This window comes from Arthrobacter sp. ISL-48 (assembly GCF_018613805.1).
Lineage (GTDB): Bacteria > Actinomycetota > Actinomycetes > Actinomycetales > Micrococcaceae > Arthrobacter.
Window position 1 is genome coordinate 1 of the sequence record NZ_JAGGPL010000027.1, and the last position, 25,326, is coordinate 25,326.

A 25,326-nucleotide genomic window follows, 5' to 3' on the forward strand; every position below is an offset into this window, starting at 1 on the left:
CTGCCTGGGCAGTACACCTAGCCCCGCGGGAGGGTTCTCGTTCAGTCCTTAGATTCTGGGGCGACATGGCGTTCAGCCCCCAATTGCCGGATTCGCTCGCGTATCGCGGCCAAGGGCGCTGCCACTTGGTCACTGCATCACCTTCCACTAGCCCCTCTGTTCTCAACGGTCATGATTCGCGAGCCACCGATCCCAAAGCACCACCAGTGCAACCCCACTCGGCGCTGCCCGTACCACTGCGATAAACTTGGAACTTGGCTGTTCGCCAGTCCCTTTCCCCGTCAAGCGCCAGGGGTATTCCCCACCGCAGCGAAAGTAGCACCGTGTCCCAAGATGTCCTTAGCCCCGCCCGGGTCCACGAGATTCACAAACAGGCGGCCCGGCGTCGGACCTTTGCTGTTATTTCGCACCCCGACGCCGGCAAGTCCACACTCACTGAAGCCCTGGCGCTGCACGCCAAAGTGATCGGCACCGCCGGTGCGTCCAGCGGCAAGGCCAACCGCAAGGAAACGGTCTCGGACTGGATGCAGATGGAAAAGGACCGCGGCATCTCCATCAGCTCCGCAGCCCTCCAGTTCTCCTACCGGGACACTGTCATCAACCTGCTGGATACGCCCGGCCACGCCGACTTCTCGGAAGACACGTACCGCGTGCTCGCGGCCGTTGACTGCGCCGTGATGCTGGTGGACGCCGCGAAGGGTCTGGAAACCCAGACCATGAAGCTCTTTGAAGTCTGCAAGCAGCGCAACCTGCCCATCATCACGGTGATCAACAAGTGGGACCGCCCGGGCCTGGACGCGCTGGCGCTCATGGACGAAATTACCGAGCGGACAGGCCTGCAGCCCATGCCGCTGACGTGGGCCGTGGGTATCTCAGGCGACTTCCGCGGAGTGTGGGACCTGCGCAACGACCGCTTCGCACGGTTCCAGCGCAACAACTCCGGCGCCAGCATCGCGCTCACCGATTACTTCACTCCCGAACAGGCGGCTGAGAGCCAGGGCAGCAACTGGACCGACGCCGTGGATGAGGCCGGACTGGTGATCGAGTCCAACCTGGAGTTCGACGTCGAGAGTTTCCACGCCGGCAAGGCCACCGCCATCCTGTTCAGCTCCGCCGCACTGAACTTCGGTGTCAAGGAACTTCTGGACGCCCTGGTGGACTACGCCCCGCCAGCGGCGCCCAGGCCGGATGTTGAGGGCAGCCCGCGTGCCGTGGAAGCGCCGTTCTCAGGTTTCGTCTTCAAGGTCCAGGCAGGCATGAACAAGGCCCACCGGGACCACGTCGCCTTCATCCGCGTGTGCTCCGGCGTCTTCGAGCGCGGCATGGTTGTCACGCAGACCCGGACGGGAAAATCGTTCGCCACCAAGTACGCGCAGCAGGTCTTCGGCCGCGAACGCGAGGTCATCGACGAGGCCTACCCGGGGGACGTCGTCGGCCTGGTCAACGCCTCCTCCCTGCGCGTGGGGGACAGCTTGTTCCTGGAGGACTCGGTGGAGTTCCCGGCCATTCCGCTGTTCGCGCCGGAGCACTTTCAGGTAGCGCGCTCCAAGGACCCCAGCCGCTTCAAGCAGTTCCGCCGCGGCATCGAGCAGCTTGAGCACGAGGGCGTCATCCAGGTCCTGCGGTCTGATGTCCGCGGAGACCAGGCGCCCGTGCTTGCCGCCGTCGGCCCCATGCAGTTCGAGGTAGTGGAGGACCGGATGGCGCACGACTTCAGCGCCCCCATGCGGCTGGAACGCCTGCCGTACTCCATCGCGAGGATTTCGACGGCGGACGCCATGCCGGCGCTCGCAAACGTGCCGGGCGCGGAGGTACTGCTGCGGTCCGACGGCGAATACCTCGCCCTGTTCAACGACGTCTGGGCGCTGCGCCGGATCGAGAAGAACCACCCTGGCCTGACCCTGGTGCCGATCGGGACGCATAACCCCGCAAAGTAGCTGTTACAAGGAGCTGAATTCATGGAGCTGGGCAACCACCCTCCCTTTCCGGAGACCCTGGATGCAGACATGGATCAGCTCTCTCAGCGGATCCTGCAGAAACTGACGCCGGGTTCCCGGCTTGTCCTGGGCTTGTGCGGGGCGCCTGGCGCCGGTAAATCGACCTTTGCCGAACAATTGGCAGCTGGGCTGGGCGGTGACAATGCTGTGGTCGTGCCCATGGACGGGTTCCACCTGGGTCACGATGTCATCAAGGACTCTCCGAAGCTTCACCGCAAAGGAGCGATCGACACGTTCGACGTCAGCGGTTACCGATCCCTCCTTCAGCGGATCCGGGCCCGCGAGGAAGACGTTGTCTATGCCCCTGCCTACCGGAGGGGACTCGAAGAACCCATTGCGGCGTCCATCGCCGTGCCCAAGGACGTGCCGGTGGTCATCACGGAAGGAAACTACCTGCTGGCCCCCGAGCTGGCGTGGTTGGCGGTCCGCGCGGAACTGGACGAAGTCTGGTTCCTGGAAACCCCGGACGAACTCCGGTTGAAGAGACTCGTGGACCGGCACGTCCGTTTCGGCAAGGCCCTGTCGCAGGCTGTGGAATGGGTACGCGGGACGGATGAACCCAACGCGGAGTTCATCCGGACAACAAGGAACTCGGCGGACCTCATCATCCGGCTTGGGTGACGGCCAGATAACGTATTCGTGCCACGGGAGGCTCGACCTGTCCCGCTAGGCCTTTTGGCTCCGGGCCGCCTGCTCCACAAGTTCGGCCAGCCAGGGCCGGTGCCCCCGGTGGAACTCCATCCCCTCCGGCAGCCCCCGGACGGTCGGTATGGAATTCGCGATGTCGATGGTGATGCGGCCCCCTGCCATGGGCGCGTTGGTGAGGCGCAGATCGCCGAAGGATTCCGGGATTACCGGGTCCAGCCATACGCCGCCCCGGGAAACATGGGCGTCGTACCGCATCAGGCTCGTCATGAGCAGGATCGGCGTGGTCGCCGCCCAGGCCTGCGGCGAGCAGGCCGTTGGATAAGGCACCGGTTCCGCGAACTGCTCCCGGCTGAAGCCGCAGAAGAGCTCCGGCAGCCTCCCGCCCGAGTAGTCGGCCGCTTCCAACAGGGCCGTGGAGATCCGCTGTGCCTCGGCCACAAACCCATAGCGCAACAGGCCGGCGTGGATAATCGCGTTGTCGTGGGGCCAGACCGACCCGTTGTGGTAACTCGCGGGGTTGTAGGCGCCCATGTCACTGGCCAGGGTCCGCACTCCCCAGCCGCTGAACATCTCCGGCGACAACAGCCGTTCAGCTACGAGCGGGGCCTTGTCCTCATCCACGATGCCGAGCCACAGGCAATGCCCCATGTTGGAGGCGCACGCGTCGACCTGGCGCTTCTTGCCGTCAAGGGCGACGGCGTAGTATCCGCGGTCCGGCATCCAGAACTGCTCGTTGAACTGTTTCTTCAACTGGGCCGCCCGGTCAGCGAGCTCGGCCGCCAGAGTCGTCTCGCCGGCGTCGTAAGCCATCCATGAACGCGCCATATACGCGTCGTACACATAACCCTGAACCTCGCACAGCGCGATCGGGCCCTCGGCCATGCGACCATCCGCGAAGTTAATCCCGTCCCACGAGTCCTTCCAGCCCTGGTTGATCAGCCCCTGAGGGTTGAGGCGCTCATATTCGACGAACCCGTCGCCGTCCTTGTCCCCGTAGTCCCGGATCCAGTCCAAAGCCCGGTCCGCATGGGGCAGCAGTGCGGCGATGGTGTCCTTGGCGAAACCCCAGCGGCTGACGGATGCGAGCACGATCACGAACAGCGGCGTCGCGTCCACGCTGCCGTAGTAGACGGACTTGCCGCCCAGTGACAACCCGCTGGAAACATCGAGCCTGACCTCGTGAAGGATCTTGCCCGGCTCCTCCTCGCTCATCTGATCAACCACGGTGCCCTGCCGCTCCGCCAGCGTCTGCAGGGTGCCAAGGGCCAGGGACGGGTCGATCGGCATCGCCATAATTGAAGCCCAGAGCGAGTCGCGGCCGAACACGGTCATGAACCACGGGGCTCCGGCGGCCACCACTACGCGGTCAGTGTGGTTCGGATCCTCGATCCGGAGGGCGCCCAGATCGTCATAGCTGCGACGCAATGTCCGTTCGATGGAGCGGTTTCCCATGTGGATCTCGGGGATCTTGGCCACCCACTCCCGTCGCCGCAGGTCCCGGGGGGACAATTCGTCACCCTCAAAATGGACGAACGACGGCGGCGGTGGACTGGCTGCCTCGTTGCTGGGCAGTACGGTGAGGACAGTGCTCCACTGGCCGTGCGGTGCCACCGTCACCCTGTAGGTCAAGGCCTCTTGCGTGACCTCGGCTCCCGGCGCCTGGACCAGGATGCCTTTCCGGACATCCTGCCAGACAGCCCGGACCGTCAACGTATCACCGTCCACGTGCCGTGTTTCCTTCCAGCGCCGTTGGATCCGTGCCTCCTTCACCTCGAAAAGATCAGCGAAATCGGCCTCAACCCGAAGCGAGATCAGGCATTCAGCCGCTTCCACTGAGTAGTTGCGGATGGTGACCTGTTCCTGGATACCGGCGCCCACTTCGCGCAACCGCTCCACGATCAGCGGGCTGTCGGCATACCCGTCCAAACGGGGAACGCGGCCGGCAAGCAGGGCACGGTAGGGTTCCTTGGTCTCCGCCGCCAACGGCTCAAGCTCCTGGCCGTTTATGGTGAGGCACCAGCCGGACAGGATCCGGGTGTCGAGGTGGAATACACCGTGCGGATGGTCCGGCTGTATATCTCCGTTCTGCAAGGAGATGCAGAAGGACGATCCCTCCACCAAAGTAACGGTCCCGGACCCGACAGGCCCCGCCGCCGTATCAGCGTTCCATCCAGCCATGACTGGCTCCTTCAACAGACTGGCACCAGCGCGCCCTGGCACTGGAGGCATGCGGCTGCATCCGCCCGCCGCATTCTCCGACCGACGCTACTCTTGCTTGCCTCCGGGTGCCAGAGCCCAACGGTATGCCGTTCCAGAGCCTGCCGACGCCCCTACCCGATCAGCAAACTCAGCGCTTCTGTCAGGTGTTCCACTTCCCGCACCGTAAAGCCTGCCGGCACGGGTCCGGGGCCGTTGTGGCTTGCCGGGACCACCGCATGGGTGAAGCCCAGGCGGTGTGCTTCCTGGATGCGCTGGTTGATCCCGGGGACGGGGCGGACCTCCCCGGCCAGGCCTACCTCGCCGAACGCGATCAGGCGGATGGGCAGGGGTTTCCGGGCCTTGGCCGATGCCACGGCGAGCGCCACGGCAAGGTCGGTCGCGGGTTCGCTGAGCTTCACGCCGCCCACCGTGGCCACGTAGGAATCATCTTTGTGCAGCAGGCAGCCGGCCCGCTGCTGCAGCACTGCCAGCAGCATTGACACGCGGGAGCTGTCCAGTCCGCTGGTGGCCCGACGGGGCTGCGCGTTGGGGCTTTCGGCAAGCAGGGACTGTACCTCGGCCAGCAGCGGGCGCCGGCCTTCCATGGTCACCGTGATGCATGTGCCGGAGACCGGATCCTTGGTGCGGCTGACAAAGAGCCCGCTGGGATCGGCCAGGCCCACGATGCCGTCCTCGTTCAGGTCAAAGCAGCCGACGTCGTCGGTGGGTCCGTAGCGGTTCTTGACTGCCCGCAGCAGCCGCAGCCGGGAGTGCCGCTCGCCTTCGAACTGGCAGACGACGTCCACGAGGTGCTCCAGCAGCCGCGGGCCCGCGATGGAACCGTCCTTGGTCACGTGGCCCACCAGCAGGGTGGTCATGTTCCGGCGTTTGGCCGCCGCGATGATGGACGCGGCCACCTCCCGCACCTGCGAAACACCACCGGCGCTGCCGTCCACGTCGGCGCTGCTGAGGGTCTGGACTGAGTCCACAATGAGCAGCCGCGGCTCGATTTTCTCCACCTGGCCCAAGGCCTGCCCCAGGTCCGTCTCGGCGGACAGGTAAAGGGAATCCGCGACGGCGTCGATCCGCTCCGCGCGGAGCTTCACCTGCGCTGCGGACTCTTCGCCTGTGACATAGAGGACGTCCTGAGCGGTGCGGGCGAATTTGGCGGCAACATCGAGCAGGAGGGTCGACTTTCCCACGCCGGGCTCGCCGGCCAGCAGGATGACGGCGCCCGGCACCAGGCCGCCGCCCAGTACACGGTCCAGCTCATCCACGCCGGTGGGCAGGAACGCCGCGGTGGTGGCGTCCACCTCGGCAATCCGGCGGGCCGGCGCCAGGACTGTTGTGGCCGCCGTCGTACGCGCAACGGCGGAGCCGGTTTCCTCGACCGTACCCCAGGCCTGGCACTCGCCGCAGCGCCCCACCCACTTGACGGTGGTCCAGCCGCATTCGGCGCACTTGTAGGCGGGCGCCTTGGATGCCCGGGAAGTCTTTGTTGCCATGGGTTCCACCCTAGCGGTGGCCCCGGACAATCCCCGCCCGCCCCCTGACCTCGCAAGCTCGGTCAGGGAACCCTGGCGGTCGTGGGCCCAGGAACCTACAGCGCCGGCAGCACGTCCCGGGCCTCGCGCGAATCCATCCCGGTGGCCTCGAGCAGGTCCACCATGAGGGGCCTGAACAGCATCACGACGGTTTCGCCCTCCAGCCGCTGCACTTCAAGCAGCTTTGGGTGCAGCCGCAGCGCAATCCCGCTCAGGTCCTGCCTGGCAGTCCGGAGATGCGCGCGCCGCACGCCGTCGTGCGTTTCGGCCAGGCCCAGCGAAAGCTCGTCGATGGCGGCAGCGGTCTCCTGGAGGACCTCTGCGATATTCTCCGTGGCGTCGTCCGAGAGCGCGGCGTGGTTGATGGCGCTCGTCAGCCGGCGTGCAAAAACACGGCTGTTGCGCAGTGCCAGGTCGATGAAGTCCAGCGACTGCTCCAGCCGGTCCAGCTCATCCTTGTGCCGGCGGTAGGCCGGCGACAGCGTGGCCACCTCACCTGAGGCACGGAGCGTCTGGCGCATGGAGTCAACCAGGGGCTGGCAGTTCCTGCCCCGGATCAGCGCGTGCCACGCCTGGGTGGAGTCGCTGTCGCTCAGGGCGGTGGCACACTCCCGCAACACCTCGGCGAGTTCATGGAGCAGCTTTTGCACGTCCCTGCGTGGCTCCCGGCGCGGGTCCTTCGGTATGAGGATGGTCACCAACAGGGCGCAGAGCCCACCCACCACAGCATCGAGGCTGCGCGTAAAGGGCCCGCCGGCCGGCGCCGGCAGCAGCACCACCAGCAGCGACTGCAGCCCCAGCTGAGTGGTGAAGATGCTGCCGCTGTCCAGGAAGCGGGCCAACAGAATGGAGAACAGAAGCACGACGGCGGCCTGCCAGATTCCGCTGCCCAGCCAGTGCAGGAGCAGGTCACCCACCGCGATGCCGATGGTGCAGCCGAGGCCCACCTCCACCACCCGGCGCAGCCGCGGATCCCGGGAAAAACCCAGTGCGATCAGGGACGAGGTGGCAGCAAACAGGGGACCGGAATGCCCCAGCACGTACTCGGCGAAGGCATAGGCGCCCACCGCGCACACCGTCATCTGGATGGCGGGGATCAGCGAATTGCGGCTCCGGATCAGGCCGGTGCGGATGCGGCCGCGCAGGAATCGTCTGCTTGCTGAGAGTCCTGTTGCGGCGGCCATGCGTTCCAGTCTATTCACAGGCAGTGCACTACGACCGGCGGTGTGACGTGCGCAATGGTGACGGCCCAGATGTAAGCCAATATCCCGCCGTCGTTAATTTCCCGTTCACTTTGGGCGGCCCCTCCCGTTACCTGCGGCCCTTAACTTCAGTGGAGGTACACAACGTACGCATCGCGCTGCAGGGCGTCTCCGGCCCTGCCCGCACCTGAATAACCCTGGAAGGGGTACATCTAAGTGAAGGCACTCCGCTTCGGCCGCCACGCGGCTATCGCTGTTATCGCAGCCGGCGCACTCGCGCTCACCGCCTGCGGTTCAGACAACGCAACGGGCACCACGCCTGCCGGCAACCAGACTTCTGCGGGTCCGAAGGTCACCGGCACGCTGACAGGTATCGGCTCCTCCGCACAGGGTGCGGCCATGGATGCCTGGAAGACCAGCTTCTCCGCCGCCAACCAGGGCGCCAGTGTGCAGTACTCCCCGGACGGCTCCGGCGCAGGCCGCAAGGCGATCCTCGACGGCTCCGCCCAGTTTGCCGGCTCCGATGCCTACCTCACGGACGCCGAGCTCACCAGCTCCAAGGACAAGTGCGGCGCTGACGGAGCCATCAACATCCCCGTCTACATTTCCCCGATCGCCGTTGCGTTCAACCTCCCGGGCGTGACCGAGCTGAAGCTTGACGCCGCTACCGTCGCCAAGATCTTCCGCGGCGCAATCGCCAAGTGGAATGATCCCGCCATTTCCGCCCTGAACCCGGGCGTCACCCTCCCGGACACCAAGGTCACCCCGGTCAACCGCTCTGACGATTCCGGTACCACCAGCAACTTCACCGACTACCTGGCAGCAGCGGCTCCCGAGGTCTGGACCGACAAGGCCGCCGGCATCTGGCCCGCAACGCTCCAGGGTGAAAATGCCAAGGGAACGTCCGGCGTGGTCAAGACCGTGACGGATACCCCGGGCGCCGTGACCTACGCCGATGACTCCGCAGTCAGCGGCAAGCTCGGTGTTGCGCAGATCAAGGTTGGCGACTCGTTCACCAAGATTTCCGCCGACGCCGCGGCGAAGGCCGTCGACGCGGGCAAGCCCGTTGACGGTAGGCCGGCCAACGATCTGTCCATCAAACTGGACCGGAAGACCACAGCCTCGGGCGCCTACCCGGTGGTCCTGGTGTCCTACCACGTGGTCTGCACCACCTACGCCACCCAGGAAACCGTTGACCTGGTGAAGGCTTTCGAAAACTACGTAGTCTCCGACGCCGGCCAGAAGGCAGCCGCTGACTCCGCCAAGTCCGCACCGCTCTCCCCGGCCCTCGCCGAGAAGGCCGTGAAGGCCATTGCAACCATCAAGGTCAAGTCCTAGTACCTGTCCCTGAGCCCGGTTCCCCGCCACGCCGCAAGGCGGGCGGGGAACTTGGCATTGCCAGCAGGCTCATTGAGCCCCGCCACAATTCTTAGTTACACCACAACCGAAGGGTCGGAATGACCGCCACCTCGCTGAGAAGTCCCCAGGGCGCAGGCCGCACCGGGGACAAGATCTTTTCCGGCGCCGCCCTGGCCGCCGGGTGCCTCATCCTGGCCGTCCTGTTCGGCGTTGCCCTGTTCCTGGTGGTCCAGGCGATCCCGGCTCTGACCGCTCCAGCGGACAAGATCCAGGGCGGAGCGGGCTTCTTCCCCTACATCTGGCCCATCGTCGTCGGCACCCTCATCGCCGCCGTCATCGCGTTGGTGATTGCCACGCCCATCGCCATCGGGGTGGCGCTGTTCATCTCGCACTTCGCGCCCCGGCAACTGGCCGCCGGACTGGGCTATGTGGTGGACCTCCTCGCCGCCATCCCTTCCGTGGTCTACGGCGCATGGGGTGCCGCGTTCCTGGCCAAGGAAATCTCACCGGCCTATAACTGGCTGGCCGGGAACCTGGGCTGGCTGCCCATCCTCCAGGGCCCGGCCTCGGCTACCGGCAAGACCATCCTCACCGCCGGAATAGTTCTTTCGGTCATGGTCCTGCCCATCATTACGTCGCTCAGCCGGGAAATCTTCCTCCAGGCGCCCAAGCTCCACGAGGAAGCCGCGCTCGCGCTCGGAGCCACCCGCTGGGAAATGATCAAAATGGCCGTCCTGCCCTTCGCCAGGCCGGGCATCATCAGCGCCGTCATGCTGGGATTGGGTCGCGCGCTCGGCGAAACCATGGCCGTAGCATTGGTCCTGTCATCCGGGGCCCTCACCGCGAGCCTGATCCAGTCCGGCAACCAGACCATTGCCGCCGAAATTGCCCTCAACTTTCCGGAGGCCAGCGGCCTGAAGGTCAGTACGCTGATCGCCGCCGGCCTGGTCCTGTTCGTGATCACCCTGTGCGTGAACATGATCGCCCGCTGGATCATCACCCGGCACAAAGAATTCTCGGGAGCCAACTGATGACCGCCACCCTCACTCCCGTACGCAGCAAAAGGTCGGCCCTCACAAAAGGCCAGCTGCCCAAGTATGCTCCGTACGTTGTCCTGGCCACGGCCTTGATCATCGGCGCGGCCGTCCTGGCGCTGATCGGCTTCAACGCCTTCGGCTGGGGCATCCTCTCCGCCATCCTTTTCGCCGCCGGACTGGTCGGCTGGAGCGCCGCCGTCGAGGGATCACGCAAAGCAAAGGACAAGCTGGCCACCTGCCTCGTGGTGGGCTCGTTCCTGGTCGCGCTGCTGCCTCTCGTTTCGGTGATCTGGACGGTGCTGGTCAACGGAGTTCCCGGCATCATCACCCCGGGGTTCCTGACCAACTCCATGAACGGCGTCACGGGGGCATACGACAACAAGGCAGTTGAAGCTGGCGCACCGGTGCTCGGCGGTATCTACCATGCGCTGCTGGGCACCGTGCAGATCACCCTCCTGGCCACCGTCATCTCAGTCCCAGTTGGGCTGCTGACGGCCGTCTACCTCGTGGAGTACGGCAATGACGGCAGGCTGGCACGAGCCATCACGTTCTTTGTGGACGTGATGACAGGCATTCCGTCCATCGTGGCCGGCCTGTTCGCGGCCGCCTTCTTCTTCGCGGTGGTCGGGCCCGGCACCAAAACCGGAGCCGTCGCCGCCGTCGCGCTTTCCGTCCTGATGATCCCCGTGGTGGTCCGCTCCAGCGAGGAAATGCTGAAGATCGTTCCCAACGAGCTGCGTGAGGCTGCATACGCCCTGGGCGTGCGCAAATGGCGCACCATCCTCAAAGTGGTGATCCCGACGGCGATCTCGGGCATCGCATCCGGCGTCACCCTGGCAATTGCCCGCGTCATCGGCGAGACCGCTCCCATTCTGGTCACCGCCGGTTTCGCCACGAACATCAACAACAACGTGTTCGGCGGCTGGATGGCCTCGCTGCCCACGTTCATCTACACCCAGATCCTCAATCCCACGTCGCCGTCCAATCCGGGCCCGTCGTCGCAGCGGGCTTGGGGGGCGGCCCTGGTGCTGATCATCCTGGTCATGATCCTGAACCTCGGCGCCCGGCTCATCGCCAGGATTTTCGCCCCCAAAACCGGGCGCTGACTCGTTTCGGCAGGGCATTCCACACCTCGCGGCCAGCCCCTAAACTCAACATCTACCCCAGCAAGTGAAGGAACATCATGTCTAAGCGGATCGACGTCAAGGACCTGAACGTGTACTACGGCAATTTCCTGGCCGTGGAGGACGTCAGCATCAACATCGAGGCCAAGTCCGTCACCGCGTTTATCGGCCCGTCCGGTTGCGGAAAGTCCACCTTCCTGCGGACCCTCAACCGCATGCACGAGGTCCTGCCCGGTGCGAGGGTGGAGGGCGAAGTGCTCCTGGACGGGGACAACCTGTACGGACCCGGTGTGGACCCGGTGACGGTGCGGTCCCAGATCGGCATGGTGTTCCAGCGACCCAACCCGTTCCCCACCATGTCCATCCGGGATAACGTGCTGGCCGGCGTGAAGCTGAACAACCAGAAGTTCTCCAAGGGTGAGGCCGACACCCTGGTCGAGCGGTCGCTGCAGGGTGCCAACCTCTGGAATGAGGTCAAGGACCGGCTGGAGAAGCCGGGCTCCGGGCTGTCAGGCGGGCAGCAGCAGCGCCTCTGCATCGCCCGGGCCATCGCCGTGGAACCGCAGGTGATCCTGATGGACGAGCCATGCTCCGCGCTGGACCCGATTTCCACCCTCGCCATCGAGGACCTCATCAACGAGCTCAAGGACCAGTACACGGTGGTGATCGTGACGCACAACATGCAGCAGGCCGCCCGAGTCTCGGACAGAACCGCGTTCTTCAACATCGCGGGCACCGGCAAGCCCGGCAAACTGATCGAATACGGCGACACGCACACCATTTTCAGCAATCCGACAGTGAAGGCCACCGAAGACTACGTCTCCGGCCGCTTCGGGTAGTCCCGCTAGCTGCCCGCGAGGGGCGACAGGGCGAGAGCCAGCACAAACGCCCCGGCCGCCGTCGCTGCCGGCGTCAGTACCCAGAGCCACACAATGCGGATCACCAGCTTCCGGTTGGTCACGGAGAAGTGCTGGTTCTCGCCGGCGCCCAGCACGGCGGACGTGACCGTGTGGGTGGTGGACACCGGCCAGTGCAGCCCGATCGCGCCGACGAACAGCATGAGGGCGCTGAAGATCTGGGCCACGGATCCCCGGAGCGGGTCGACCCGGGTGATCTTGTAGGCGATGGTGTGCGAGATCCGCCAGCCGCCGAAGAGCGTACCCGCCGTAATCATCAGGGCCGATAGCAGGGCAATCCACAAGGGGAGGGTGCCGCCGTCGGAATAGCCTGCCGCCAACAGCGCAAGAAGCAGCACGGCACTGACCCGCTGGCCATCTTGCAGCCCATGCCCGAACGCCACGGCGCCGGCCGCGATCGACTGGCTGCGGCGGAAGCGCTGGTTGATAACGTTGGGCTGTGCGTAGCGTGCCGCCCACGTGACCGGGAAGACCAGCAGGAATGCGCCGCTGTAGGCAACCAGGGGAGACAGCAGCAGCGGCAGCACCACCTGGAAGAGCAGCGATTGGTCCACCCCGCCGACGCCTGTGCCGCACACCGCCAGGCTCGCGAGCCCGGCGCCGGCCAAGCCTCCAACCAGCGCATGCGTGGAGGACGCCGGGACGCCCTTCCACCACAGCAGGACGCCCCAGGCGAAGGCGCTCGCGAGGCCTGCCGTCAGGATGCTGAGGCCGTCCGTGCCGTTTGGCAGACTGATCCACGTCTGGCTGACCGCCACGGCCAGGCCGGCGCTCAGCAGGGCGCCCAGGAAGTTGAAGAAGGCGGCAAGCAGCACGGCCACACTCGGCGTGAGCGCGCGGGTCCGGACCGCCAGCGCAACCGAAGTGGAAACGTCCCTGAATCCGTTCAGGAACGCGAACGCCGCAGTCAGCAGGACCACGGCGCCGAAAATGACAGCGGTCACCTCACGATTCCTTGACGATGATGCTGCCCACCTGGGTGGCGATGCGCCGCATGTCCTTGGTCACTTCCACCAGCTGGTTGGCGATGTCGCGGTTGCGGGCATACTGGGCCCACTTCATGTCCGTGATCATGTCCGCAACCCAAACCCGGTGCGTGCGTTCTGCGCGCTTTGCCAGGCGCAGGATCTCAATCCAGTAGTCCTCGAGATCGTCGAGGTTGTCGAGCCGGCGCATGGCGTCCACGGTAAGTTCCGCCTGGCGGCTGATGATCTCCAGCTGGTCCGCCGCCCGTTTTGGCAGCCGCTCCAGTTTGTACAGGGCAACCAGCTCACCGGCAGCGTCCAGTTTCTCGATTGCTTCGTTGAGGTAGCGGGACAGCGCGTACATGTCCTCGCGTGGGAGCGGGTTCACAAAGCTGGTGCGCATGTGGGTGAGCAGCGCAAAGTGCAGCTCGGCGGACTTGGCCTCGTGGTTGTGCATGTCCTCCACGAGCTTGCCGTGCTCGGCTGCGGGGACCCCCAAGAGCTCGGCCAGGGTGGCGCCGGCCAGCACGATCTGATGTGCCATCTCCGAGAGGAGGATCAGCCCGGCGGGCTCCTGGGGGAAAAGGCGCAGCTTCACGTGGTGTGGTCTCCGGAGGATGTACTGGGCTGGGAGCTGCCGGCCTTGTGACTTGACGCCGCCCGCAACTGACGCTTACTCTACCGGCCCGGAAGGGGCCCTAAAAATGGGCCTAAAAATGGTGCCGAACCGGATACGCCTCTCGGCGGTAGGCCGCTCTAGGCGGCTAATTGTTGAAGCCCGGGGGTTTCGCGGCTCGGCACCAGTTTCAGTGTTCTACGTTGGCTGGCCCAAGTCAACATTGACAGATCGGACCCCTTGGGGTTGAGCGCAGGTCAGTCCAGCTCGCCCAGGCGCCAGGCATTAGCTGCGTGCTCAAGGTCTTCCGCCGTCTTCACGAGCTGGTGGGAGTTACGGGTCAGCTTGCTCGCGTGGGCCTCGTTGGAGTGCTCGGCGCCATCAGCGATCGTCGCCTGGCCGAGTGCCACCACCCGGCAGAAGGCCGCAGAACGTTCCAGCGCGACATCGAACTCGCCGTCGAACGCCCCGGACAGGATGGCGTCAGCCATGGCGGTCATCTCGGCCGCACCGGGCGGCTCAGCGGCTCCTGCCACCACATTGGAGACCTGCGCCGTGTCTTTGCCGGCACGGAAGTACACCGAAATCCGTTCCGGGTCCTGAACCGTGGCCGCGCGCAGGGCATAAAGCCGCCACAGCGCACCGGGAAGGGACCGCGCCGGACTCTCGGCCCACATCTCGGCGATGGCTTCCAGGCCCTGCTCGTCAGCCAGCCTGACCAGCCGCTCGGTGATGACGGGGTCGTCGCTGTCACGTCCGTGGCGTACCAGCGCCTGGGCTGCGAGGTGCGCAGCCTCCGAGACTCGGGCGGGATCGGCGCCGCCCGCGAAAGGCTCAAAATCAATGGGGGCGAAAGGCTTCGGCTTGTGATGCCGGTTGGCTCCGCCGTACTGGCTGGGTCCTGCTTGCTCGCTCATGGCACCCACGCTACTCCTGTGCCGCTGCGGAAATCGAGCATCGCGTGTACAGGGGTTCGAGGGATCGGCGTCTGATCCGGCGCCGGAAGGGACCGCGGAAAACCACGGCAGGAAAGGTACGACGGCGGCACTGACCCGGTGCGGGAGCGGCCCCGCGTGTGGGGTACAGTATTAACGTCCAGAAATGGACGGGCTGATCGGCTGTTATGGCGGTCGGCTGGGGCCTTTAGCTCAGTTGGTAGAGCATCGGACTTTTAATCCGTGGGTCGTGGGTTCGATCCCCACAGGGCCCACTCTTTTAGCGAAGAGTGGAAAACCCCGGTCTCCTGTCACCAGGAGGCCGGGGTTTTGTGTCGGGAAGAAATTAACAGGGTGTATCCGGCGCGGGGCCCTAAGATATGGAGCAATACCCTCCCAGTGGAAAGGCCCCTTTGTGGCGAACACCAACGGCCGACGGCTACCGCGCCTCAACGACGTAGCCGCGCTGGCCGGTGTGTCACATCAGACCGTGTCCAGGGTGGTCAATAACCACCCCAACGTCAGCAAGGCAACGCGGGAGCGGGTTGAGGCAGTCATTTCCGAGCTCGGATACCGCCGCAACACCGCTGCCCGCAGCCTGGTGACCCGCCGGTCCCAGACCATCGGCGTTGTGGGCAGCGAGTTGTCCCAGTACGGCCCCGCCAACACGATCCTGGGTGTGGAACAGGCTGCGCGGAACGCCGGATACTTCGTCAGCATCGCAGCGCTCAAGACCGTCAATCGGGACAGTATTTCCGACGCCCTGCGCCACTTCCAGGACCAGTCAGTGGACGGAGTGGTGGTGGTTGTTCCGCACTCTGAGACGCTCAGCGCGCTGGACGAGATGGCCTTGGACGTGCCCGTCGTGACGGTGGGCTCGCTGGGCAACGACAAGATCAGCGGTGCCATGGTCGACCAGAAGCGCGGCGCGGAACTCGCCGTCAGGCATCTCATCGAGCAGGGGCACAAGAGGATCGGCCACATCTCCGGACCCCTTGACTGGATCGACGGTGCCGCAAGGGCGGACGGGTGGAGGGAGACGCTGCGCGCTGCGGGCCTCGAGGATGACCTCCTCTTTCACGGCGACTGGAGCGCGGGCAGCGGCTATAAGATCGGACGCGAGTGGGCAGCGGAGCTTACAGCCACCGCAATCTTCGTGGGCAACGACCAGATGGCTCTTGGGTTGCTGAGGGCATTCAGTGAGGCCGGAATCAGTATCCCGGGTGATGTGTCGGTGGTGGGGTTTGATGACACTCCCGAGGCGGCCTACTTTGTTCCGCCGCTGACAACCGTGCGCCAGGACTTCGAGGAACTCGGCAGGCGCTGCGTGGATGCGATGGTCGGGGAAATTGAGCAGGGAGCGGCGGTCAGCGGAGTCGTGGTTACTCCGGAGTTGGTAGTGCGGGGAAGCACTGCGGCCATCTGACGTGCGCGAACTGGCAGCTGATTCCCTCAAAGTTCCGGTTTGAGGTCATTAGCTGCCAGTTCGCGCAGCAGGGCCGGGCCCGTCTGCGGCTAATTTGTGCGTCTGGTGAACAGCCGCTGCAGCAGGATGAAGACCAGCAAGAGCCCGCCGATGACAATCTTGGTCCACCAGGAACTCAGGGTTCCGTCATAGGCGATGAACGTCTGGACGATGCCCAGCACCAGGACTCCGACGACTGAACCCAGCACGTAGCCAACCCCGCCGGTCAGGAGGGTTCCGCCTATGACCACCGCAGCGATGGCGTCCAGCTCCATGCCCTGCGCCGCGAGGCTGTAGCCCGACAGGCTGTAGAAGGAGAAGAGGATCCCGGCAATGGCCGAGCAAAGCCCGCTGACGGAGTAGACGAGGACTTTGGTGCTCTTGACGGCAAGGCCCATCAGCATGGCGGAGTGCTCGTTGCCGCCGATGGCGTACACCGTCCGTCCAAAACGTGTGTGGTGAAGGACGAAGAACGCGACGCCGACGACGACGAGTGCGATCAGGACCCCGGGAGAGATGAACAGCTCCTCCGAGAGGGGGATCCTCGCCTGGGCCATGCCTGTGAAGAAGGGGTCCGTGACGGGAATGGATTCGAGGCTGATCACATAGCACAGACCGCGTGCCAGGAACATTCCGGCCAGCGTCACGATGAACGGCTGGATATCGAAATACTGGATGATCAGCCCCATCAGCAGCCCAAGTCCTCCGCCGATGACCAGCACGGCCAGAATGACGATGCCGGGGTTCCAGCCGTTTTGAAGCATGGTGGCCGTGACCATCATGGACAGGGCGACGACGGCCCCAACGGACAGATCGATTCCTCCCGTAAGGATGACAAAGGTCATGCCGACAGCCAGGACAATCAGGAAGGTGTTGTCGATGAAGAGGTTCAGGAGCACCTGACCCGAGAGGAAGCTCGGGTACATGCCGGCACCGACAATAAACATCAGGATGAAGAGGACCAGGGTCGCGAGCGTGGGCGCGTAGCGGGCGCCGCTACGCATGCGGGTCCGGACGGCCGAGGGCTTTTTGATCGTGGGCGGGGCCACTGTGGAGAGGGGAGACATCAGACTGCGACCTTTTCCTTAGTGCGAAGCGGGCTTGCGGGCTTGAGGTTCCTCAGGAGGTTCCGTGCCTTTGGCGCCTGCAGCAGGCAAACCGTGAGGACCACCAAAGCTTTGAACACCAAGGTGACCTCCGGGGGGATGCCCAGGGTGTAAACGGTGGTGGTCAGGGTCTGGATGATGAAAGCTCCCACCACTGTGCCTACCAGGCTGTAGCGTCCGCCGGCGAGCGAAGTCCCACCGATGACGACCGCGAGGATGGCGTCCATTTCGATGTACAGGCCGGCGTTGTTCGCGTCAGCCGCAGTGACGTTGGAGCTGATCATCAGGCCGGCAATCGCAGCGCAAAATGCGCTGAAGATGTACACGATCCAAATGATGTTGCGTGCCCGCAGTCCGGCCAGCCGGCTGGCGACGGGATTAATGCCCACGGCTTCAATCAGTGTTCCCAGGGCTGTCCGGCGCGTCAGGACCGCGGCCAGAATGAAGACGACGGCGGTGATAAGGATGGAGATGGGGAGGGTGAAGAGGTAGCCAGCGCCAATTGCCTTGTAGCTGTCATTGGTCACGGAGACGATCTGGCCGTCGGTGATGAGCTGCGCGATGCCGCGGCCGGCGGTCATGAGGACCAGCGTGGCGATGATGGGCTGGACTCCGATGGTGGAGACCAGGAAACCGTTCCAGACGCCAAGGACCAGGCCGGCCACAACCGCTATGACCACCGCCACAGCCGCAGTAGCGGGCGAAGCCGGCTCAGGAGAAGCGGCAATGTAGGCGCAGGAGGCCGCACCGGCAATGGCAACCACGGCGCCAACGGACAGGTCGATACCCCTGGAGGCAATGACCAAAGTCATGCCGAGGGCGATGAGGATCGTGGGGGCTCCATTGCGCATGATGTCGATGATGCTGCCGTAGAGGTGGCCGTCCTGCATGCGCAGGCTCAGGAAGTCTCCCCGGAATATCTGGTTGACCGCCAACAGCGCGACGAGGGCGATGACCGGCCAGGCCAGCCGGTTTTTCAGAACGGATTTCACTGGGCGCCTCCGGCGATGACTGTCAGGACGTCTTCGACTGAAACGTCGTCGTTGCTGATTTCGGCCACCATGGCCCGGTCCTTGATGATGGCTATGCGGTCGCTGAGCCGGAGTACCTCCTCCAGCTCGGAGGAGATGAAGAGGATGGACATGCCCTCGGAGGCAAGTCTGTTGACCAGTTTCTGGATCTGCGTCTTGGCGCCGATATCGATGCCTCGCGTTGGTTCGTCCAGAATCAGGAGATCCGGGGACGTCACCATCCAGCGGGCAAGCAGTACTTTCTGCTGGTTTCCTCCGCTGAGGTTTCGGATCAGGGCGTCCGGGTTTGCCGGCCGGATGTCGAGCGTCTCGATGAACTCGGCAACAAGTTCGTCCTGCACCCGGCGGGGAATGCGCCGTGCCCAGCCTTTGGTTGCCTGCATGGCGAGCACGAGGTTGTCACGGACGGTGAGGTCGCCGATGAGGCCTTCCTCTTTGCGGTCTTCGGAGCAGAAACCAATGCCGTGGTCGATGGCGGTGCGTGGCGAACGCAGTTTCAGCGGCTGCCCCTTGACCTTGATGGAACCCTCATCGGACTTGTCCGCACCGAAGAGCAGCCGTGCCGTTTCGGTGCGTCCGGCCCCGAGCAGCCCGGCAAGTCCCACAACCTCGCCCGGGTAGATGGACAGGTTGACGCCGGAGACCGATCCTTTGCGGCCGAGTCCCTCTGCTTGCATGAACGGCTGTGCGCCGGCCGCGAGACGGGCCTGTGACCGGGCGGATGCCTGGTCCAGTTCTTCCAGGACCTCCAGGTCCTTCCCGATCATTTTTGAGATGAGATTCATGCGGGAAAGTTCGCGGGTCATGTATTCACCCACGAGCTTGCCGTTGCGGAGCACTGTCATTCGGTCCGACAGCTCGTAGACCTGCTCCAGGAAGTGCGAAACGAAAAGGATGGCGACTCCGCGGTCGCGGAGATCCCTGATGACGCGGAAAAGCTGGTTGACCTCGTCTGCGTCCAGGCTCGACGTCGGCTCGTCCAGGACCAGTACCTTGGCGTTGACCTCGACGGAGCGGGCGATGGCGATCAGTTGCTGGACCGCGATGGAGTGTTCGGAAAGTAGCGAACCCGGATCAACGTGTTCCAGGTGGAGCTGGGCCAGGACCTCCCGGGTCCGTGTGCGTACGCTGCGCCAGTCGATGGAACCGCGCCGCCGCGGTTCACGCCCCAGCAGCACATTTTCTTCGACGGTGAGGTTGGGGCAGAGATTCACTTCCTGGTAAACAGTGCTGACGCCGGCCGCCTGTGATTCTGCTGGCGTCGAGAAGTTTTTCTGCTGGCCCAGGACCGTAATCCGGCCCGAGTCGATGGTGTAGACGCCGGTCAGCGCCTTGATGAGGGTGGATTTGCCCGCCCCGTTTTCGCCCATAAGGGCATGCACTTCGCCTGGGAAAAGTCGGAAGCTGACGTCGTCCAGGGCCTTGACCCCTGGGAATCCGATGGCAATGCCGGTCATCTCGACGACCGGAGCGAGTTCGTTCATCCTGGATATCTTTTCTGTGTTGATCCGTGCGGTGGCGGCGCGTGGCAAGTTCTGCACGACGTGCGCTGCCACCGCACGGATGGTCAGGTGAGCGTTGGCTCAGTACTGACGGGTAGGCAGGGCCTTGGTGGCCTGTTCCTGGGTGAAGGTTGTTTCTTCGGTGACGACGCGTTCGGGTACTGTTTCGCCGGCGAGGACCTTCTTGGCCAGGTCCATGAGCTGGGTGCCCAGCAGGGGGCTGCACTCGACGATGTAGTTGATCTTGCCTGCGCTCAGGGCGGTCATGCCGTCCTTGACGGCGTCGATGGTGATGATCTTGATGTCCTTGCCCGGGACCTTGCCGGCGGCTTCGATGGCCTCGATGGCGCCGAGGCCTTCGTCGTCGTTGTGGGCGAAGACGACGTCGATCTTCGGGTTGTTCTTCAGGAAGGCTTCCATGACCTGCTTGCCGCCGCTGCGGGTGAAGTCACCGCTTTGGGAGGCGATGATCTTCAGCTTCGGGTCGGCCTTGATGGCCTCTTCGAAGCCCTGTTTGCGGTCGTTGGCCGGCGCGGAGCCGGTGGTGCCCTGGATTTCGACGATGTTCACGGTGCCGCTGGCGGACTTGGAGTCCCCGACCAGCCATTCGCCTGCCTTTTTGCCTTCGAGGACGAAGTCGGAGCCGAGGAAGGTCTTGTAGAGGGACTTGTCGGCCGAGTCAACGGCGCGGTCGGTGAGGATGACGGGGATCTTCGCGTCCTTGGCTTCCTTCAGCACGGTGTCCCAGCCGGATTCGACCACGGGGGAGAAGGCGATGACGTCGACCTTTTGCTGGATGTAGGACCTGATCGCCTTGATCTGGTTTTCCTGCTTCTGCTGGGCGTCGGAGAACTTCAGGTCCACCCCGGCCGTCTTGGCCGATTCCTGGACGGACTTGGTGTTCGCGGTGCGCCAGCCGCTTTCGGCGCCTACCTGGGCGAAGCCCATCACGATCTTCTTGTCTGCGCCGCCGCCGCTGGCGGCCTGGGTGCCGCCGCCGCACGCGGTCAGGGCCAGGGCTGATGCGGCCATGACCGCGATTAGAGTTTTCTTGAACACAATGGTCCTCCCGGATGCGTGGATTACAGGCAGGCGGGAGTTTCCAACACCGCCATTGCTGCAAGAGAGCTGCTGCTCTGGCAGCAAGTGTGAACGCTAACAATCATCCCCGTCAAGCGTTGCAGGTCACGATTTGGATAATGACGCGACTGTCCTTGCGCTGGGCCGCGCCCGCCTGGAGGAGCACTCTACTTTCTACGCCTTCAGCCCGTCATACTTTTCAGGACCCGCGTCTTGTGAGCGCTCTCCATTGGCTTTTCCCCAGCGGTTGGACCAAAACGCCGCCCGTAAGTCCACAGTTGTCCGGCCGCATCACTGCCGCCGGACAACTGACAGCCCAGAGCACCCGCACCCGGTCTTGACGCTGCCCGTGTTAGCGTTCACAATTAGTAGTAGTCCTTTCCTTTCCATCGTAGGCAAAGAGGTCCTCGCCTCTTCCTTGGAGGCTTCTTATGCAGAGCAACACACCTCAATTTTCCAGCGAGCCCGACGCCGACAACTATGTCATCGGCGTAGATTACGGAACCCTCTCTGGCCGCGCCGTAGTAGTCCGGGTCCGGGACGGCAAGGAACTGGGCAGCGGCGTGTTTGATTACCCGCACGCCGTAGTGACAGACGTCCTCCCGCAGGACGTGGCTGGCGGGAGCACTGATGGACGGGGCGTGCGGCTTCCAGGAGAATGGGCGCTCCAGGTCCCTAACGACTACCGTGACGTGCTCCGGAACGCGGTGCCAGCAGCCATTGCTGACGCCGGAATCGACCCCGCCGCCGTTGTCGGCATCGCCACCGACTTCACCGCCTGCACCATGGTCCCGGTCAAGTCCGACGGCACGCCGCTCAACGAGCTGGACGGGTTCGCGAACCGGCCGCACGCTTACGTGAAGCTGTGGCGCCACCACGCTGCGCAGCCCCAGGCGGACCGGATCAACAAGCTCGCCGCAGAGCGTCGAGAGGATTGGCTTCCACGCTACGGAGGCCTCATCTCCTCGGAATGGGAGTTCGCCAAGGGCCTCCAGCTCCTGGAGGAGGACCCGGCAGCCTATGCCGAGATGGACCACTGGGTCGAAGCTGCCGACTGGATTGTCTGGCAGCTGTGCGGAAAGTATGTGCGCAACGCCTGCACTGCCGGCTACAAGGGGATCTACCAGGACGGCCGCTATCCCGCAGAGGACTTCCTTGCAGCGCTGAACCCCGAGTTCGCGGACTTCGTCAGCGCAAAACTGGAACACACCATCGGCCGTCTCGGAGACGCTGCCGGCTACCTCACAGCCGAAGCTGCCGAGTGGACCGGCCTGCCGGAAGGCATTGCCGTCGCGGTGGGCAACGTGGACGCCCACGTCACAGCTCCGGCAGCCAAGGCAGTTGATCCAGGCCAGCTGGTCGCCATCATGGGCACCTCCACCTGCCACGTCATGAACGGCACCGAACTCCACGAAGTGCCCGGCATGTGCGGGGTGGTGGACGGCGGCATCGTTGATGGCCTCTGGGGCTACGAAGCCGGCCAGTCCGGCGTCGGTGATATCTTCGGTTGGTTTACTAAGTATGGCGTCCCGCCCGAATACCACCAGGCCGCGGAAGCGGCGGGCCTGGGCGTCCATGAATACCTCACCGAGCTGGCTTCCCGGCAGGCAATCGGCGAGCATGGCCTGATCGCGCTGGACTGGCACTCGGGCAACCGTTCAGTGCTGGTGGACCACGAACTTTCCGGCGTAGTGGTAGGACAGACCCTCGCCACCCGGCCCGAGGACACCTACCGCGCCCTCCTCGAAGCCACCGCATTCGGAACCCGGACCATCGTGGACGCATTCCGTGATTCCGGCGTTCCGGTCAAGGAGTTCATCGTGGCAGGCGGGCTGCTGAAGAACAAGCTCCTGATGCAGATCTACGCGGACATCACCGGGCTCCAACTCTCCACCATCGGCTCTACCCAAGGGCCCGCCCTCGGCTCCGCCATCCACGCCGCCGTTGCTGCCGGAAAGTACGCAGATATCCGCGAAGCTGCCGCGGCCATGGGCTCCGAACCCGGCGAAGTGTATATTCCCATTCCGGAAAACGTTGCCGCCTACGAGGAACTCTTCAAGGAATACCGCACCCTGCACGACTACTTCGGCCGCGGCACCAACGACGTTATGCACCGGCTCAAGGCCATCCAGCGCAACGCGACACCCGGCCTGGACGCCTCCGATTCCGTGCAGGCTGACTCCGATGCCGCAGAACGGGTTGTAGAGGTGTCCGCTTGAGTACGCTCGAAACCATTGCCCGTGTCCGCCTTGAGGTCTGTGAACTCCACGCCGAACTCACCCGCTACGAACTGGTGGTGTGGACAGCCGGCAACGTCTCGGCCCGCGTCCCAGGCCATGAACTGCTGGTCATCAAGCCCTCGGGTGTTTCCTACGACGACCTGACGCCTGAGCAGATGGTCGTCACAGACCTCTATGGGGTTCCCGTCAATGGCGATGCAGAAGGTGAGTGGGGCAACCCGCCGTTGTCGCCGTCGTCGGACACAGCAGCACACGCATACGTCTACCGGCATATGCCGGAGGTGGGCGGGGTAGTGCATACCCATTCCACCTACGCCACCGCCTGGGCGGCGCGGGGCGAATCCATCCCGTGCGTGCTGACCATGATGAGCGATGAATTCGGCGGCTCCATCCCTGTGGGACCGTTCGCACTGATCGGCGACGACTCGATCGGGCAGGGGATCGTGGAAACCTTGAAGGGCTCCAACTCCCCGGCGGTGCTGATGCAGAACCACGGCCCGTTCACGATCGGCAAGGATGCCAGGTCCGCGGTCAAGGCCGCCGTGATGTGCGAGGAAGTGGCCCGTACCGTCCACATTTCCCGCCAGCTGGGCGAGCCGATCCCCATTGACCAGGGTCATATCGACTCCCTCTACGCCCGCTACCAGAACGTCTACGGCCAGTAACCCGCCGTCAGCCCACCTTGAATTTACTTGCAGGAGAACTTATGAACACCGCAGCAAACACCTCCCTTGACGGCTATGAAGTCTGGTTCCTGACCGGCAGCCAGCACCTCTATGGCGAGGACGTGCTCAAGCAGGTGGCCGCCCAGTCCCAGGAGATCGCCAACCAGCTGAACGCCTCCTCCAGCGTTCCGGTAAAGATCGTCTGGAAGCCTGTCCTGACAGATTCGGACGCCATCCGCCGCACCGCGCTGGAAGCGAACTCGGACGACTCCGTCATCGGCGTCACCGCCTGGATGCACACGTTCTCCCCGGCCAAGATGTGGATCCAGGGCCTGGACCTGCTGCGCAAGCCCCTCCTGCACCTGCACACCCAGGCCAACGTCGAACTGCCCTGGGCGGACATCGATTTCGACTTCATGAACCTCAACCAGGCCGCCCACGGCGACCGTGAGTTCGGGTACATCCAGTCCCGCCTGGGTATCGCTCGGAAGACCGTCGTCGGCCACGTCTCCAACCCCGAGGTGGCCCGGCAGGTAGGCGTCTGGCAGCGCGCAGCCGCCGGTTGGGCCGCCGTGCGGACCCTGAAACTGACGCGATTCGGTGACAACATGCGCAACGTGGCCGTGACCGAAGGCGACAAGACCGAGGCAGAACTGCGGTTCGGCGTCGCGGTCAACACCTGGTCAGTCAACCAACTCGCCGATGCCGTGCACGGTGCCTCGGACACCGACGTTGACGCCCTGGTGGCAGAGTATGAGGAACTCTACGACGTGGTTCCGGAACTCCGCGCCGGCGCCGCACGCCACGATTCGCTCCGGTACGGAGCACGCATCGAACTGGGCCTGCGCAGCTTCCTGGAAGCCAACGGCTCGGCAGCCTTCACCACCTCGTTCGAGGACTTGGGCGCGCTCCGTCAACTGCCGGGCCTGGCAGTCCAGCGGCTCATGGCGGATGGCTACGGCTTCGGGGCCGAGGGTGACTGGAAGACCGCCATCCTGGTCCGCGCCGCCAAGGTGATGGGCTCCGGACTGCCCGGTGGCGCCTCCCTGATGGAGGACTACACGTACCACCTGGAGCCCGGTGCGGAGAAGATCCTTGGCGCCCACATGCTGGAGGTCTGCCCGTCCCTGACCGCCGGAAAGCCTCGCCTGGAGATCCATCCGCTGGGCATCGGCGGCAAGGAAGATCCCGTTCGCCTGGTGTTCGACGCCGATGCCTCCCCGGGCGTTGTGGTGGCGCTTTCGGACATGCGGGACCGCTTCCGCCTGGTTGCCAACGCCGTGGACGTCGTGCCCCTGGACCAGCCGCTTCCAAACCTCCCGGTAGCCCGTGCATTGTGGGAGCCGAAGCCTGATTTCGCCACCTCCGCTGCCGCCTGGCTCACCGCAGGCGCCGCGCACCACACCGTGCTGAGCACCGCCGTCGGGATGGACGTCTTTGAGGACTTTGCGGAAATTGCCCGCACTGAACTGCTCACCATTGACGAGGGCACCACTATCCGCCAGTTCAAAAAGGACCTGAACTGGAACGCCGCGTACTACAAGCTCGCCGGGGGTCTCTGAGCACGGGCATCATGGGGTGGCGCGTTCCCGCACCTAGTGCTCGAAATGGGCGCGGGGGAGCGCCGCCGTTGCGGTTGTCCGCGGTGAGAGGGCCGGCGACGGCTGGGGGAGAGGCCTTGGTCTCAAAGGTCT

Annotated in this window: 20 protein-coding genes and 1 tRNA gene; 11 read left to right on the forward strand and 10 right to left on the reverse strand. The window is 64.5% G+C overall.

The genetic code is table 11. From position 1 onward, the window contains the following. The first annotated feature begins 323 nt into the window (after positions 1 to 323). Both J7E83_RS19855 and J7E83_RS19860 read left to right on the forward strand, forming a co-directional pair. Positions 324 to 1,937, forward strand: coding sequence for a peptide chain release factor 3 (locus tag J7E83_RS19855; RefSeq protein WP_214965648.1), 1,614 nt, complete (start codon positions 324 to 326; stop codon positions 1,935 to 1,937). Between the two features lie 21 nt (positions 1,938 to 1,958). After that, entirely contained in the window at positions 1,959 to 2,618 is a 660-nt protein-coding gene (locus tag J7E83_RS19860; protein WP_251044216.1) for a nucleoside/nucleotide kinase family protein, read from the forward strand. Positions 2,619 to 2,663: 45 nt separating this feature from the next. Here the strand turns inward: J7E83_RS19860 and J7E83_RS19865 are convergent, their stop codons facing one another. The 3 genes from J7E83_RS19865 to J7E83_RS19875 all read right to left on the reverse strand — a co-directional run bounded on the left by J7E83_RS19865 (position 2,664) and on the right by J7E83_RS19875 (position 7,572). After that, complete coding sequence (locus J7E83_RS19865; RefSeq protein WP_214965649.1) at positions 2,664 to 4,823, reverse strand: glycogen debranching N-terminal domain-containing protein; 2,160 nt, start codon at positions 4,821 to 4,823, stop codon at positions 2,664 to 2,666. 152 nt (positions 4,824 to 4,975) lie between these two features. After that, positions 4,976 to 6,349: a DNA repair protein RadA gene (gene radA / locus J7E83_RS19870; RefSeq protein WP_214965651.1), complete on the reverse strand. Its 1,374-nt coding sequence runs from the start codon at positions 6,347 to 6,349 to the stop codon at positions 4,976 to 4,978. Between the two features lie 95 nt (positions 6,350 to 6,444). Next, positions 6,445 to 7,572 (reverse strand): aromatic acid exporter family protein, encoded by a 1,128-nt coding sequence (locus J7E83_RS19875; RefSeq protein WP_214965653.1) that lies wholly within the window; start codon positions 7,570 to 7,572, stop codon positions 6,445 to 6,447. Between the two features lie 234 nt (positions 7,573 to 7,806). Between J7E83_RS19875 and pstS the strand changes: the two genes are divergently transcribed. From pstS to pstB, 4 genes are all read left to right on the forward strand, one after another. Then, positions 7,807 to 8,928 carry a phosphate ABC transporter substrate-binding protein PstS gene (gene pstS / locus J7E83_RS19880; RefSeq protein ID WP_214965655.1) on the forward strand — a complete coding sequence of 374 codons (1,122 nt, stop codon included), beginning with the start codon at positions 7,807 to 7,809 and terminating at the stop codon, positions 8,926 to 8,928. Between the two features lie 119 nt (positions 8,929 to 9,047). Continuing rightward, complete coding sequence (gene pstC / locus J7E83_RS19885; RefSeq protein WP_214965657.1) at positions 9,048 to 9,980, forward strand: phosphate ABC transporter permease subunit PstC; 933 nt, start codon at positions 9,048 to 9,050, stop codon at positions 9,978 to 9,980. Continuing rightward, a complete protein-coding gene (gene pstA / locus J7E83_RS19890; protein WP_214965659.1) occupies positions 9,980 to 11,092 on the forward strand; it encodes a phosphate ABC transporter permease PstA in 1,113 nt (370 codons plus the stop codon). Before pstC ends, pstA begins: the two co-directional genes overlap by 1 nt. 77 nt (positions 11,093 to 11,169) lie before the next feature. Then, entirely contained in the window at positions 11,170 to 11,949 is a 780-nt protein-coding gene (gene pstB / locus J7E83_RS19895) for a phosphate ABC transporter ATP-binding protein PstB (RefSeq protein ID WP_214965661.1), read from the forward strand. Between the two features lie 5 nt (positions 11,950 to 11,954). Here pstB and J7E83_RS19900 read toward each other — a convergent pair whose 3' ends face one another. The 3 genes from J7E83_RS19900 to J7E83_RS19910 all read right to left on the reverse strand — a co-directional run bounded on the left by J7E83_RS19900 (position 11,955) and on the right by J7E83_RS19910 (position 14,525). Then, positions 11,955 to 12,971, reverse strand: a complete 1,017-nt coding sequence (locus J7E83_RS19900) for an inorganic phosphate transporter (protein ID WP_214965663.1) — start codon at positions 12,969 to 12,971, stop codon at positions 11,955 to 11,957. Between the two features lies 1 nt (position 12,972). Further along, the gene (locus J7E83_RS19905; RefSeq protein ID WP_214965666.1) at positions 12,973 to 13,590 is read right to left on the reverse strand and encodes a DUF47 domain-containing protein; all 618 of its coding nucleotides are present in this window, start codon (positions 13,588 to 13,590) and stop codon (positions 12,973 to 12,975) included. Positions 13,591 to 13,865: 275 nt separating this feature from the next. Further along, positions 13,866 to 14,525 (reverse strand): hypothetical protein, encoded by a 660-nt coding sequence (locus J7E83_RS19910; protein WP_214965668.1) that lies wholly within the window; start codon positions 14,523 to 14,525, stop codon positions 13,866 to 13,868. Positions 14,526 to 14,745: 220 nt separating this feature from the next. On the opposite strand from J7E83_RS19910, the gene J7E83_RS19915 reads away from it, so the two are divergent. Then, positions 14,746 to 14,818: transfer RNA gene (locus tag J7E83_RS19915), tRNA-Lys, on the forward strand. A 140-nt stretch (positions 14,819 to 14,958) separates the two neighbouring features. Then, complete coding sequence (locus tag J7E83_RS19920) at positions 14,959 to 15,969, forward strand: LacI family DNA-binding transcriptional regulator (RefSeq protein ID WP_214965670.1); 1,011 nt, start codon at positions 14,959 to 14,961, stop codon at positions 15,967 to 15,969. A gap of 89 nt (positions 15,970 to 16,058) precedes the next feature. On the opposite strand, the gene yjfF is transcribed toward J7E83_RS19920, so the two are convergent. From yjfF to J7E83_RS19940, 4 genes are all read right to left on the reverse strand, one after another. Further along, entirely contained in the window at positions 16,059 to 17,075 is a 1,017-nt protein-coding gene (yjfF, locus tag J7E83_RS19925; RefSeq protein WP_214965672.1) for a galactofuranose ABC transporter, permease protein YjfF, read from the reverse strand. Next, the gene (locus J7E83_RS19930; protein ID WP_214965675.1) at positions 17,075 to 18,106 is read right to left on the reverse strand and encodes an ABC transporter permease; all 1,032 of its coding nucleotides are present in this window, start codon (positions 18,104 to 18,106) and stop codon (positions 17,075 to 17,077) included. The genes yjfF and J7E83_RS19930 overlap by 1 nt, the downstream gene beginning before the upstream one ends. Continuing rightward, the gene (locus tag J7E83_RS19935) at positions 18,103 to 19,629 is read right to left on the reverse strand and encodes a sugar ABC transporter ATP-binding protein (RefSeq protein ID WP_214965677.1); all 1,527 of its coding nucleotides are present in this window, start codon (positions 19,627 to 19,629) and stop codon (positions 18,103 to 18,105) included. The genes J7E83_RS19930 and J7E83_RS19935 overlap by 4 nt, the downstream gene beginning before the upstream one ends. Before the next feature lie 99 nt (positions 19,630 to 19,728). After that, complete coding sequence (locus J7E83_RS19940; RefSeq protein ID WP_214960522.1) at positions 19,729 to 20,679, reverse strand: ABC transporter substrate-binding protein; 951 nt, start codon at positions 20,677 to 20,679, stop codon at positions 19,729 to 19,731. 479 nt (positions 20,680 to 21,158) lie between these two features. Here J7E83_RS19940 and araB point away from each other — a divergent pair, with 479 nt between their 5' ends. Genes araB through araA form a run of 3 tightly spaced genes read left to right on the forward strand, consistent with a single transcriptional unit; the run spans position 21,159 to position 25,194 of the window. Beyond that, positions 21,159 to 22,946 (forward strand): ribulokinase, encoded by a 1,788-nt coding sequence (gene araB, locus J7E83_RS19945; RefSeq protein ID WP_214965679.1) that lies wholly within the window; start codon positions 21,159 to 21,161, stop codon positions 22,944 to 22,946. Next, entirely contained in the window at positions 22,943 to 23,632 is a 690-nt protein-coding gene (locus tag J7E83_RS19950) for an L-ribulose-5-phosphate 4-epimerase (RefSeq protein ID WP_214965681.1), read from the forward strand. The genes araB and J7E83_RS19950 overlap by 4 nt, the downstream gene beginning before the upstream one ends. 41 nt (positions 23,633 to 23,673) lie before the next feature. Further along, on the forward strand, positions 23,674 to 25,194 hold the full coding sequence (araA, locus tag J7E83_RS19955; protein ID WP_214965683.1) for an L-arabinose isomerase: 1,521 nt from the start codon (positions 23,674 to 23,676) through the stop codon (positions 25,192 to 25,194). Positions 25,195 to 25,326 lie beyond the last annotated feature (132 nt).

Bases quoted from the DNA above. Each gene is read 5' to 3' on its own strand.
- araA (WP_214965683.1), top strand. From the start codon at position 23,674: ATGAACACCGCAGCAAACACCTCCCTTGACGGCTATGAAGTCTGGTTC.
- yjfF (WP_214965672.1), bottom strand. From the start codon at position 17,075: ATGTCTCCCCTCTCCACAGTGGCCCCGCCCACGATCAAAAAGCCCTCG.
- pstA (WP_214965659.1), top strand. From the start codon at position 9,980: ATGACCGCCACCCTCACTCCCGTACGCAGCAAAAGGTCGGCCCTCACA.
- J7E83_RS19910 (WP_214965668.1), bottom strand. From the start codon at position 14,525: ATGAGCGAGCAAGCAGGACCCAGCCAGTACGGCGGAGCCAACCGGCAT.
- J7E83_RS19940 (WP_214960522.1), bottom strand. From the start codon at position 20,679: ATGGCCGCATCAGCCCTGGCCCTGACCGCGTGCGGCGGCGGCACCCAG.
- J7E83_RS19875 (WP_214965653.1), bottom strand. From the start codon at position 7,572: ATGGCCGCCGCAACAGGACTCTCAGCAAGCAGACGATTCCTGCGCGGC.
- J7E83_RS19865 (WP_214965649.1), bottom strand. From the start codon at position 4,823: ATGGCTGGATGGAACGCTGATACGGCGGCGGGGCCTGTCGGGTCCGGG.
- pstC (WP_214965657.1), top strand. From the start codon at position 9,048: ATGACCGCCACCTCGCTGAGAAGTCCCCAGGGCGCAGGCCGCACCGGG.
- pstB (WP_214965661.1), top strand. From the start codon at position 11,170: ATGTCTAAGCGGATCGACGTCAAGGACCTGAACGTGTACTACGGCAAT.
- J7E83_RS19860 (WP_251044216.1), top strand. From the start codon at position 1,959: ATGGAGCTGGGCAACCACCCTCCCTTTCCGGAGACCCTGGATGCAGAC.
- radA (WP_214965651.1), bottom strand. From the start codon at position 6,349: ATGGCAACAAAGACTTCCCGGGCATCCAAGGCGCCCGCCTACAAGTGC.
- araB (WP_214965679.1), top strand. From the start codon at position 21,159: ATGCAGAGCAACACACCTCAATTTTCCAGCGAGCCCGACGCCGACAAC.
- J7E83_RS19935 (WP_214965677.1), bottom strand. From the start codon at position 19,629: ATGAACGAACTCGCTCCGGTCGTCGAGATGACCGGCATTGCCATCGGA.